Origin of the sequence: Pseudoalteromonas sp. SWN166 (assembly GCF_015864485.1) — a bacterium.
Classification (GTDB): Bacteria; Pseudomonadota; Gammaproteobacteria; order Enterobacterales; family Alteromonadaceae; genus Pseudoalteromonas.
This window is the reverse complement of sequence record NZ_JADYXB010000029.1, coordinates 20,545-33,441: the sequence shown is the minus strand read 5'-3', so window position 1 is coordinate 33,441 and position 12,897 is coordinate 20,545. Positions and strand designations below refer to the sequence as shown.

Below are 12,897 nucleotides of genomic sequence, written 5' to 3'. Positions count from 1 at the left end.
TTTTAATAATAAACAAGTTATAATTTTTATATGAAAAAATATTATTCATTTTTTAATCAATATATACTAGCAGTCAAAACTCGCAATTGGGAGTCCATTTAGGGAAATATAAGTGATTTTATTAAAACGAACTTTACAATTTTTTATCATTTGTGTGTTAATTGGTCTGATCACTTTGGTCAGCCTTTATTACTACGTTAAACCTGATATCCCCAGTGTGCAAGTTTTAAAAGACGTGCAATTACAAACTCCTATGCAAGTTTTCACTAAAGATGGGCTTTTAATCAATCAATTTGGTGAAAAACGCCGTATTCCTGTGACTATTGATGAAATTCCTCAAACGTTAATTAATGCGTTCTTAGCGACGGAAGATAATCGTTTTTACGACCACATAGGCATAGACCCTATAGGTATTGTACGCTCAGCCCTTGTTCTTATATCTACCGGCGAGAAAAAACAAGGCGCAAGTACTATTACCATGCAGCTTGCTCGTAATTTCTTTTTGACACGCGAAAAAGCCTATATTCGTAAAGTTAAAGAAATATTTATAGCACTGCATATCGAAGATGTATTAACAAAAGACGAAATTTTAGAGCTTTATCTTAATAAAATAGAATTAGGTAATCGTGCTTTTGGTATTGGTGCGGCAGCGCAAGTATATTACGGCAAAGAATTAAAAGATTTAACACTTGCCCAAATGGCGATGATTGCAGGTTTGCCTAAGGCACCTTCGGCTTTAAATCCAATTCGTAACCCGACTCGTGCAAAAGCACGTCGAAATGTTGTTTTAGGCCGCTTACTAACCGAAGATTACATAACACAAGAACAATATAACGAAGCAACAAGCCAACCTATAACCGCTTATTTTCATGGTGCAGAAATAAACTTATACGCACCGTATATTTCTGAAATGGTACGCGCCGAAATGGTTTCGCGTTATGGAATTGATAAAGCATATAACTCAGGTTTTAAAATATTCACCTCAGTAGAGTCAAAGGTTCAAAAAGCAGCGCAAAACGCACTTGTAAATAACTTACATAATTATGATATGCGCCACGGTTTTAGAGGGCCTACTGATGTTTTATGGAATCCTGAAACACAACCGGCTTTAACCAAAGAGCAAATACTCAATAAATTACAGAGCGCAAATGAGTTAGGCACTTTAAAAGCAGCTGCTGTGCTTAGCGTTAATGATAAAACAGCAACGGTACTGCTTAAAAACGGTGAGCAAACAACGCTGACTTGGGATAGCTTAAAATGGGCGCGTAAATATATTACTCGCTACCGCCAAAGCTTTGCTCCAAAAGCTGCGACTGATATTTTAACGCCAGGAATGCAAATATGGGTGCGTAAAAATGATGATGACAGCTACTTACTAAGCCAAATACCAGAAGCATCAAGTGCCATTGTTTCACTCGATCCACAGGACGGTAGAATTAGAGCTATTGTAGGGGGTTACAGCTTTGAGCAAAGCCAATACAACCGCGCGGTACAAGCTAAGCGTCAAGTTGGTTCTAATATAAAACCGTTTATATACTCAGCAGCACTTGAAAAAGGTTATACGCTTGCGTCTATATTAAACGACGCACCTATAAACCAATGGGATAAAAGCCAAGGCGTAGCATGGCGCCCTAAAAACAGCCCTGCTGTATACAATGGACCTATTCGAATTCGCCGTGCTTTAGCACAGTCTAAAAATGTTATTTCGGTGCGTTTGCTACGCGGTGTAGGATTACAACGTACAGCCGATCACTTACTGAAATTTGGCTTTAAAAACGCTGACATTAATCGCAGTGAATCACTAGCGCTTGGTAGTGCTTCTATCACCCCTCTTGAACTTGCCAGGGGTATGAGTACATTTGCCAATGGTGGTCACTTAATTGAACCTTACTTTATTTCAGAGATTCAAGATGCCTACGGCAATGTATTATTTGAAGCAAACCCTGCTCTTGCCTGTGACGAAGAGTCTTTACCAACATACAATGAACTCTCAATACACAATAGTAACGTTGAAGTGGATCAACCAAAAAAGTGTGCACCGAGAATTATATCTAAGCAGAATGCATTTTTAATAGCTGATGCAATGCACAGTGGTATTTGGGGCGGCGGAAGCTGGGCTCATAAAACAGGTTGGAGTGGTACAGGTTGGCGCGCGCAAGCCTTGGAACGTCGCGACCTTTCGGGGAAAACAGGCACAACAAACGATTCTGTAGATACTTGGTTTAGTGGTTTTAACAGTAAAGTGATGACTTCTGTATGGGTTGGGTTTGATAACCCTGGCAACTCTCTTGGTCGCTCAACTTACAATAACAACCTTGATAGTAGCCAAATATCAGGCGCTGAATCGGGTGCTAAAACAGCACAACCTGCATGGATTGAGTTTATGAAAGCCGCACTTGAGGGAACACCTGAAGCGCCAATTGAACCGCCTGAAGGGCTTGTTTCAATCCGCATTGATTTAGCTACTGGCCTGTTGAGTCATAAAAACGACTACACAAGTCGCTTTGAATATTTTGAAAAAGGCACCGCCCCTACAAAGTATGTGCTATCTCAGCCTAACGATATATTTGAAGAAGACACAAAAACTGAAGAAGAACTATTTTAATAATATGTATGTAATACAAAAACGGCCGCTTATTTAAGCGGCCGTTTTATTTCGTGTAAATATAAAATCTATTTTAAGTTTTGAACAAGCCAATATAAATCTGAATGAATACCTGCTGCGGTTACTTCCCTGCCTGCCCCAGGTCCTTGAATCACTAATGCGTTGTCGTTGTACCACTTACTATTAATTACAAAAATATTATCGCCCGGTGTTAAATTCACTAACGCATTACCATTTGGCACATACGCGATTCCCACTTTAGCAATTACTTTATCGTTTGTAATTTCTAATAACCCAGTGTACCTAAGTACTGAATTTTTAACTTTTGCTGCGGCTGCATGCTCTTCAATGAACGCATCTAGCTGTGCTTTTTTATTTAAAAAGTCATCCCAATTTCCCAGCGTAAGTTCATCTGGCATCAATGCCGACAAGCTAATATCATCAAGTTCAAGCTCTACACCTAGCTCTCGAGCTAAAATAAGTAGCTTACGCTGCATATCTCGCCCAGATAAATCTTCGCGAGGGTCTGGCTCTGTGAATCCCATTTTCTGTGCTTCTAGTACCAACTCAGAAAATGCGGTAGAACCATCATATTTACTACATAACCACGAAAGCGTACCTGAAAATACGCCTTCTATACGTGTTATTTTATCGCCACTATTTTGCAAATCTGCCAAGGCAAAGTTAATAGGCAAACCAGCGCCGACACTTGTATTATATCGCCAATGTAAGTTGCGCTCTGCCAAATTATTTCTAAGAGTTTGATACCAGAGCGTAGGCGCTGTACCCGCATATTTATTTGCACTAATTAAATGACAATCGCTTTGGACAAAACCAGTATAAAGCTGGCTAAATTGCTCGCTAGCAGTAATATCAATGACTACTTTACGCTCGTAATCAAGCTCGCTAATTGCATTTAATAAATCACTACTTTGGTATTTTTTTGCCTCAAGCTGCCATTGTTTTTTCCATGTTTGAGGATTAACTCCACTTGGATTAAACAACATCTCTTGAGAGCGTACTAATGCAACTAATTTAATGCTAAAGTCATCTGATAAACGCTCAAATTGCGCCGATAACTGCTTAATAAAAGCATCACCTACGTTACCAAGCCCCGCAACTATAATTGCTATTTCTTGGCCTTTATTAATTAGCTTATCATGTAAAGCACTTTGTATATCGCTATCTATAAATTGATCGGTAAGTAATAAAGCATATTCAGTATCTTGATGGACAAAACGAGGTTTTATACTGTGAAGTTTTAATAAATCTAATGCTTGTAAGCTTAATATATTAACGTCTTGCTCAGGCGCTACAATTGCACAGCCGTTTAAATTTGACTCACTAATATTTGCCCTACCCGCAAAATAATTAATAACCAGATAAGTTTGTGCTGCCGGTACTACCAAATACACTTCACCGTTGTGATTAAAGTGATGAAGGCTATGCTGAATAAGCTGACTAACACTTGCAACCTCTCCCTCACTTAATCCTTCAACCATTAATAAGTCCACATTTTGTAAGGTGGTTATAAAACGTTTTTTCTTCGCTGCTCCCTCTTTTACTATATCGGTCGGGCTTGCTTGCACATCAAAACTACTGCGAACAGCTAGCTTAATATCGGTATTTTTAAGAGGCGATAGCGTTTTAGCATGTAAAACAGGATTACCTAAACGAGCCAGTAAATTAGCTTGTCCACGGCAAATTTTGCCGTATTTAATCGCTTTTTGCACTTTACGTGGATCAGTACTAAACACTCCTTGCGTATCAGTCCAAATACATACTTGCTTAGCATTACAATAATTTGCAAGCAGTGTTGCACTGTAATCACTACCATTGCGTCCAAGCGTTACTGTCTCGCCCTTAATATCAGCGGCAATAAACCCAGTAACAACATTTATTTTATTAGGTAAAATTAACTGCCCACATTGCTGCACATTTTTTGCATGCATTAATTCGCCATCACTTAAGGTAAAAAGAGTGCGAGCATCTTGAGCACATGCCTCAATATTTAGCTGCTGCAAATAAGTGGCTAGTAAACGTGCTGACCACAGTTCGCCATGTGCAAGTAACGCAGCCTCTTTTAGCTGCTCAGCCTGAGCAAGTTCTGCAATATAGCTAAGCTCGATACTTAGTGTTTTAAGTGCAATTCGCTTTAAATCGGCTTCTAATAGCTGCTCTATTAAATCACTTTGATGATTATTTAACTGCAATAAAATATCGGCTACTGCTTGAGTATCTTCTTTTTGATAACTTTGCCAAAGTAATACTAGCGTATCGGTTGTCTTACCCGCAGCCGATACCACGACACAGTCACCCGGTTGAGTATGCGTAATTATTATTTTTGCTACACTTTGATAGCGATCGCTCGAGCTTAAACTCGAGCCACCAAATTTATGTATACAATTAACCATATTTATACCAATTCGCTTAATTAAGTGGTCTATTTTGAGGTAAGAAAACCGTGTCGATAACAAGGCAAATATTTCGTTATTTAGTTGTTATCACTAATTGCTCCTGCATTGCTCTACCTCCTGCATCCATGCAGTCGTATATCAGGAATTTTTAACGAAGTTAGCGTGCGGTTTAATCCCTCAAATTGATTAGGTATTATTGCGGATTGGTATTACTTACCAAAGCGCCGGACGGGCTACACTTAATTTAACGTTACCACCAGAAGTACCTGCACCTTTGCCAACACGGCCAACATTTTTATTTTGCCCTGGTTTTACAAGTTCAAACACTCGCTCAAAATCAGCGACTAAATCGTGTATATCTTCAATACCTACCGAAATACGAATAAGCGTATCGCCAACACCCGCTTCTAAACGTGCTGTTGCATCCATGCCTGCGTGCGTCATGGTTGCAGGATGACAAATTAAGCTCTCTACGCCACCTAATGACTCAGCTAAACTAAACGTTTTAAGGCTAGTTAAAAATGCTGCAGCGTCGTTTATATCGCCTTTAATATCAAAACTAACCATGCCACCAAAACCAAGCTGCTGTGCTTTAGCTAGTTCATGTTGAGGATGTGACTTAAGACCTGGGTAATAAACTTGGCTTACAAATTCAGAGCTTTCAAGGTATTTAGCTATTGCCAGTGCATTTTCTTGATGCTGCCTTAGGCGCACATTTAAAGTACGTAAACCACGTAGCGTTAAATAGCTATCAAAAGGTGCGCCCGTAATACCAATGTTATTAGCCCACCAAGCAAGCTCATCGCCTAACTCTTGTGTTGCGGCAATAACAGCGCCACCCACAACATCTGAGTGTCCGTTAATGTATTTAGTCGTTGAATGCACCACAATATCGACACCAAACTTAATAGGATTTTGTAAGGCCGGTGACAAAAACGTGTTATCTGCAGCCACCAATGCACCGCATTTTTTTGCAACATCGGTAACCGCTTTAATGTCTGTTAAACGAAGTACCGGGTTACTTGGCGTTTCTATCCATATGAGTTTAGGTTTAATTGCTAAAATTTGTTGCAGGCTTTCTGGTTTTGTTAAATCTAGTATTTCGAGCTTTAGTAAGCCGCGTTTTTGCAGCGATGTAAATAAACGATAACTACCACCATAACAATCATGTGGAATTACTAGCGTATCGTCACTGTTAAGTAGCTGAGTAGCTAAATGTACGGCAGCCATGCCTGTGGCAGTAATTATGCCGCGAGCACCACCTTCAAGCTTAGCAAGCGTTTCAGCTAAAATATCCCGATTAGGATTGCCGCTACGACCATAGTCATACTCGCGTTTAGTATCAAAGTCGGCAAACGAATACGTAGTCGATAAATAGATTGGCGGTACTACCGCTCCATGATGTTTATCAGCATCAACGCCGTTACGCACAGCAATGGTTGCTTTATTTTCTTCGCTCATATTCGTTACCTGATTAATTTGGATGTTTAGACGTCTAAAAGAGTAAGTTATCCATTTTGATAAGTCAAAGTATTTTAAAGCTCTAGATGGCTAAAAATAAAGATAGCCATAACTAACGGTACAATTAAGTTTGTTAAAGTGCGCCTATATTTACATTCACAATAGGCTTATTAAGGTAGATCTGTATCTATTATTTGACTATCTTTTTTAAATCGATAGAATTTCACGCATATTTACACGCTTTTTATGCCGTGTGAGAAATTAATAATCTGAGGCAACGATACATCTTATGGCTAAATGGAATGGTGAATATATTCACCCATACGCAGAACACGGGAAAAAATCAGAGCAAGTTAAAAAGATCACCGTTTCGATCCCGCTAAATGTATTAAAGGTATTAACTGACGAACGTACACGTCGTCAAATCAACAACCTCCGCCATGCTACAAATAGTGAATTGCTATGCGAAGCGTTTTTGCATGCTTTTACTGGCCAACCTTTACCAAATGATGACGACCTACGTAAAGATAACGCCGAAAAAGTGCCAGAAGAAGTTAAAAAAATAATGCAAGAAATGGGTCTAGAAGTACCCGTTTTAAACGAAGAATAAATATTACAAAAACATAAAAAAAACCTCAGTTAATACTGAGGTTTTTTTATGTCTAAATTTTATTGCATAGATCTACTGTATAGATTTATACCAATTCGCTTAATGAAGTGATCTATTTTGAGGGAAGAAAATCGTGTCGATAACAAGGCAAAAATTTCGTTATTTAGTTGTTCTATATCAGAAATTTTTAACGTAGTTAACGTCAGATTTAATCCCTCAAATTGATTAAGTATTATTGCGGATTGGTATTACCGCATATAATTTTCTGGTAAATCAATTTGTGCTACACCCGACTCAACAGCAGCAAGTGCAACAGCTCTTGCTATACGCGGTAGTAAACGTGGATCCATTGGTTTTGGAATAATATACTGCGCACCAAATTCTAGTTTATCAACACCAGCGGCTTTTAAAACCTCTGCTGGTACAGGTTCTTTGGCAATACTACGAATAGCCTCTACTGCAGCAATTTTCATTTCATCGTTAATAGCGCTTGCACGTACATCAAGTGCACCACGGAAAATAAACGGGAAGCATAAAACATTATTAACTTGGTTAGGGTAATCAGAGCGCCCTGTTGCCATAATTAAATCATTGCGTGCGCCGTGCGCAAGTGCAGGATCAATCTCAGGATCTGGATTTGAACACGCAAACACAACCGGTTTTGCTGCCATTAGCTTTAAATCTTCAGCCGCTAATAAGTTAGGGCCAGAAACGCCTACAAATACATCCGCATCTGCAATTACATCTTGCAGCGTACGTTTATCGGTATTGTTAGCAAACAGTTGTTTGTATTCGTTTAAGTCATCGCGACGAGTATGAATAACACCTTTACGGTCCAGCATGTAAATGTGCTCACGCAGTGCACCACACTTAATTAACAGCTCCATACACGCAACTGCTGCAGCGCCAGCCCCTAAACATACAATAATTGCATCTTCAATTGATTTACCTTGTACTTCTAGCGCGTTGAGCATACCAGCAGCCGTTACAATTGCAGTACCGTGTTGATCATCATGAAAAACCGGAATACTACAACGTTCAATCAATGCCTTTTCAATTTCGAAACACTCTGGGGCTTTAATATCTTCAAGGTTGATACCGCCGAATGTGTCGGCAATGTTGGCAACCGTATTAATAAAGTCTTCTGTTGTTTTGTGCTTAACTTCAATATCGATAGAATCAAGCCCTGCAAAACGTTTAAACAATAACGCTTTACCTTCCATCACAGGTTTAGACGCTAAAGGACCTAAATTACCAAGTCCTAAAATTGCAGTACCGTTAGTGATAACCGCAACCATATTACCTTTACCGGTATATTTATATGCATTTGCAGGATCTGCAGCAATTTCACGTACAGGTTCGGCAACACCTGGGCTATACGCAAGTGCGAGATCATGAACCGTTTCAGCGGGCTTTGTTAGCTCAATGCTAATTTTACCAGGTACGGGATGTGAGTGATAATGTAGTGCTTGTTCACGAAAGTCAGACATAACGCGATGGTATCCTGCAATTTAAGTTAAAGTGAGAGGTGGAGTCTTGGGGTACGATACCCTTATTATTTTTAAATTCCAAGCAATATCAGGTCTATCCTGTTATATGCTATATCCTTTGATTTTAAGAGGTTTTTCAGTAACTTTGCAGAATTATATCAACATTTCATAAATAAAAATTCACCTAAAAAGTAAGTTTTGAGGTGCTTTTATACTTATTAAAATATTAATAAAATGTATGTATAAAGTATCAGCATAAACTTAAAATAACAGCCTACTACTCAACTTTAAAAACAGATAAGCCCACGTTAGCTACTTTTATCAACCTAGTTAAAAATTATACTATTTAAAATATAGAGAATATCTATCGATTTGTCTGTAAAGGTTTATGCATACTCAGAATAAGAATAGGAAATAGTTATGCAAAAGGGGGGTATAGCTAAAATCAACGAAGTAAAATAATAAATAACAAATTTTAGGCACAAAAAAAGCACCCTAAAGTGCTTTTTTTAACTAAACAGCAATAATTATTTCTTGCTGGCAAGTGCACCGAAGCGTTTGTTGAAACGATCAACACGTCCGCCAGTGTCTAAAACTTTTTGCTTACCAGTGTAAAACGGGTGACACGCAGAACATACGTCTAAGTGAATGTCTTTACAAAGAGTTGAGCTAGTTTCGAATTGGTTTCCGCATGAACATGTTGCAGAAATTACTTCGTACTTAGGGTGAATACCTTCTTTCATAGGAACCTCTAGTTAAGGCCGCATCGCTCTCCAAACCCGGAGTTTGGCACCATACGTCGTTAAAACAAATTTGTTGGTGGCGGATTTTATCCAACAACCTCCCCCTACACAAGTATTTATTTATGTTTTTGCCAAAAAAGTGAACAATCTCGCTCTCAAGTACTATTGCTAGTAGGTTTTTAGCGTTATTTTTAGTACATTACAGCATTAATTTTACGGGTTGAGTTGTTATGAGTTTTGTTGAAGTTGCTATTAAAGTTCCGCTTCCACGCACCTTTGATTATAAAATAGAAGAACAGCTCAGTGGCTTATCAACTCCTTTACTACCTGGCATGCGGGTTTTGGTACCTTTTGGTAATCAAAAAAAAGTAGCTGTTGTTTTGGGTATTAAGAGCAGTACCGACGTCCCAGAAAATAAAATAAAAAGCATCATAGAAGTCATCGACGACACCCCCATTTTAAGTGCCCAGCACTTAGAGCTCCTTAGCTTTACTGCCCGCTATTATTGTTATCCCTTAGGCGAAACTATTCATATAGCGCTACCGGCTGTACTTCGCCAAGGTGAATCGCCTGATAAAACCAGTATTAATATGGTTGCCCTGACAGAAAAAGGTGCAAAAGTACCGTCATTAAAAGCTAAAACACAGCTCAACCTATTAAAGCAGTTATCGCAATCAGGTAAGTCATCATTAACTGAGTTAAAAGCATTGGGCTTTAGTAAAAAAACAATAGATAGCCTAATAGATAAAGAACTCATAACACAAACTATTGAGCACGATAACCAATGGCAAAGCGTTGCGCCAACCGTCGGTAGTAAACCAGTACTTAATAAAGAACAAGCGGTTGCTTGCACAGCTATAAATCAAAGTACTGGCTTTAGCAGCTTTTTATTAGAAGGCGTAACGGGCAGCGGTAAAACTGAAGTGTATTTACAGTGCCTAGAAGAAGTACTCAAACGTAGCGAGCAAGCTCTCGTACTCGTGCCCGAAATCGGCCTAACACCACAAACCGTAAACCGTTTTCGCCGCCGCTTTCCTGATACACCCATTATGCTTTGGCACTCAGCACTTACCGACAACGAACGTTTACAAACATGGCGTTTTTGCGAAAAAGGCAGTTGCGCGATAGTTATTGGCACGCGTTCGAGTATTTTTCTACCATTTTTAAAACTCGGTATGATTGTTGTTGATGAAGAACACGACTCGTCATTTAAACAACAAGATACTCTTCGTTACCATGCTCGTGATTTAGCCGCTTACAGAGCTTTTCAGCATAAAATCCCGCTTATATTAGGCAGCGCCACACCCGCGCTTGAAACACTTCACAAAGCAATTAATAACAAATACCAGCTATTAAGTTTAACCGAGCGTGCGCAAACAGCGACTGACAATCAGTTTAAGTTACTCGATATGAAAGGTCAGCCCGACCAAGCAGGTATTGCACATGCAAGCCTTGCTACTATGCGTCAGCACTTAAATCGCGGTAAACAGGTTATGGTATTTTTAAATCGCCGAGGTTTCTCACCCACCCTTATTTGCCATGAGTGCGGTTGGTTGAGCGAGTGTAAACGATGCAGTACCAGCGCTACATTTCATAAAGCGATTGGGCAAATGATCTGTCATCACTGTGGCGACCAGTACCCTGTCCCTCACCAATGCCCTGACTGTGGGAGTACGCAAATATTTCCTAACGGTAAAGGCACGGAGCAAATTGAAGAGTTTTTATCAACCGAATTCCCTGATACACCCGTTACTCGCATAGACCGCGATTCAACCCGTCGTAAAGGTAGCCTTGAAAAAGCACTTGATGAAATAAACCTAGGTGGCGCACGTATTTTAGTGGGAACACAAATGCTTGCCAAAGGCCATCATTTTGCAGATGTAAGCCTTGTTATAATTTTGGACGTTGATAGCGGCTTATACTCGTGCGACTTTAGAGCGACAGAGCACTTAGCGCAATTAGTTACCCAAGTAGCGGGTCGTGCTGGGCGTTCAGGAGAGCCTGGCCAAGTGTTATTACAAACGCACTTTCCAGAACACCCTCTTTTACAAGACTTAGTTAATAATGGTTACCAAGATTTTGCCCGTTTTGCCCTTAGTGAGCGCGATGATGCAGACTTGCCACCTATTACAAATATGGCCATTGTCCGTGCACAAGGGCATAGTATTAAGTTAGTCGTCGATTTTTTGACGGATTTGGTTCCTGTGAATGGGGTATCTGGTATACAATTGCTTGGTCCGATCCCTGCTCCACTTGAAAGAGTCGCAGGTATGTATCGTTTTCAATTGCATATTCAAGCGCAAGATCGTCGCATATTACATCAGTACCTTGCGCAAATGGTTGATTATTTAAGTACCAGTAAACTTGCACAAAAAGTACGCTGGAGCTTAGACGTAGACCCTATAGACATGATTTAGGTTAAGGCCAAAATAACACCATGGCACAGCACGATTATATTAATAAAAAGCCTGCAGGCAGAAACAGTAAAAAAAACGTACCCGCTAAAAAAACATTTCCTATTCTTTTAGCCGTTATAGCCATCTTACTCGTAGGTGGTTTTGCCTACACATTATGGTTTATAAAAAGTAATGCCGATCCAAAACTTGTCGAAAAACAAGCTAACCCAACAGCACCCGCAAAAGTAGAAGTTGTTATTCCACGTACACCGGAATTTATTAAAGAAATCAGAAACCACGAAATTCAAGTTGAAGTAAAAGAACTTGAGCAAAAAGGTCCTTATGTTATGCAGTGCGGTTCGTTCAGAACTCATGCACAAGCTGAATCGTTAAAAGCTAAAATCGCATTTGCAGGGCTAATTTCTGAAATAAAACAGGCTGAAGGCAGCAATGGTACTTGGTATAAAGTACGTTTAGGCCCTTATAAAACCAAACGCCAGGCCGAAAGCGATAAAAACAAACTTAAACGTGTAAAAATAGTCGGCTGCGGAATTTGGGGCTGGACTTGAAAATAAACCATTCACCCATATAACCTCATCATAATCGTTTTTTACGAGTTGCCTCTGCAGCTCGATGATGAGGAATAACATGACTACTATCGTAAGTGTTCGCCGCGGCGACAAAGTTGTAATTGGCGGCGATGGCCAAGTTTCGCTTGGTAACACCGTAATGAAGGGCAACGCCCGTAAAGTTCGACGTCTTTATAATGGCAAAGTAATCGCTGGTTTTGCCGGTGGTACTGCTGATGCCTTCACTCTTTTCGAACGTTTTGAAAGTAAATTAGAAATGCACCAAGGTAACCTAACTAAAGCCGCAGTAGAAATGGCTAAAGATTGGCGTAGCGACCGTGCACTTCGAAAACTCGAAGCGTTACTCGCTGTTGCAGACGAAACCGCCTCTTTAATTATTACCGGTAATGGTGATGTAGTTCAGCCAGAAAACGACCTAATTGCAATTGGTAGTGGTGGCAACTTTGCGCAATCAGCTGCAACCGCCCTTTTAGAAAATACAGATTTAAGCGCTCGTGAAATAGTAGAGAAAAGCTTAACTATTGCAGGCAACATCTGCGTATTTACTAATAACTTCCAAACAATCGAAGAATTATAATAGGAACT

9 protein-coding genes are annotated in these 12,897 nt (G+C 39.7%); 5 read left to right on the top strand and 4 right to left on the bottom strand.

Annotation, left to right across the window (positions count from 1 at the left end; all coding sequences use genetic code 11):
* Positions 1-112 precede the first annotated feature (112 nt).
* Positions 113-2,605, top strand: coding sequence for a penicillin-binding protein 1A (locus I6F49_RS15305; RefSeq protein WP_197181224.1), 2,493 nt, complete (start codon positions 113-115; stop codon positions 2,603-2,605).
* Between the two features lie 68 nt (positions 2,606-2,673).
* Here I6F49_RS15305 and metL read toward each other — a convergent pair whose 3' ends face one another.
* Together metL and metB are read right to left on the bottom strand one after the other, a co-directional pair.
* The gene (metL, locus tag I6F49_RS15300) at positions 2,674-5,019 is read right to left on the bottom strand and encodes a bifunctional aspartate kinase/homoserine dehydrogenase II (protein WP_197181223.1); all 2,346 of its coding nucleotides are present in this window, start codon (positions 5,017-5,019) and stop codon (positions 2,674-2,676) included.
* A gap of 216 nt (positions 5,020-5,235) precedes the next feature.
* Complete coding sequence (gene metB / locus I6F49_RS15295) at positions 5,236-6,483, bottom strand: cystathionine gamma-synthase (RefSeq protein WP_197181222.1); 1,248 nt, start codon at positions 6,481-6,483, stop codon at positions 5,236-5,238.
* 289 nt (positions 6,484-6,772) lie between these two features.
* Between metB and metJ the strand changes: the two genes are divergently transcribed.
* Positions 6,773-7,093 (top strand): met regulon transcriptional regulator MetJ, encoded by a 321-nt coding sequence (gene metJ, locus I6F49_RS15290; RefSeq protein WP_007586263.1) that lies wholly within the window; start codon positions 6,773-6,775, stop codon positions 7,091-7,093.
* Between the two features lie 248 nt (positions 7,094-7,341).
* Here the strand turns inward: metJ and I6F49_RS15285 are convergent, their stop codons facing one another.
* Positions 7,342-8,583: a malic enzyme-like NAD(P)-binding protein gene (locus I6F49_RS15285; protein WP_197181221.1), complete on the bottom strand. Its 1,242-nt coding sequence runs from the start codon at positions 8,581-8,583 to the stop codon at positions 7,342-7,344.
* A gap of 527 nt (positions 8,584-9,110) precedes the next feature.
* Positions 9,111-9,326 carry a 50S ribosomal protein L31 gene (gene rpmE, locus I6F49_RS15280; RefSeq protein WP_076925367.1) on the bottom strand — a complete coding sequence of 72 codons (216 nt, stop codon included), beginning with the start codon at positions 9,324-9,326 and terminating at the stop codon, positions 9,111-9,113.
* A 230-nt stretch (positions 9,327-9,556) separates the two neighbouring features.
* Between rpmE and priA the strand changes: the two genes are divergently transcribed.
* The 3 genes from priA to hslV all read left to right on the top strand — a co-directional run bounded on the left by priA (position 9,557) and on the right by hslV (position 12,889).
* Entirely contained in the window at positions 9,557-11,743 is a 2,187-nt protein-coding gene (gene priA / locus I6F49_RS15275) for a primosomal protein N' (protein ID WP_197181220.1), read from the top strand.
* A gap of 20 nt (positions 11,744-11,763) precedes the next feature.
* Positions 11,764-12,291, top strand: coding sequence for an SPOR domain-containing protein (locus tag I6F49_RS15270; RefSeq protein WP_197181219.1), 528 nt, complete (start codon positions 11,764-11,766; stop codon positions 12,289-12,291).
* Between the two features lie 79 nt (positions 12,292-12,370).
* Positions 12,371-12,889, top strand: coding sequence for an ATP-dependent protease subunit HslV (hslV, locus tag I6F49_RS15265; RefSeq protein WP_002958366.1), 519 nt, complete (start codon positions 12,371-12,373; stop codon positions 12,887-12,889).
* The last annotated feature ends 8 nt before the right edge of the window (positions 12,890-12,897 follow it).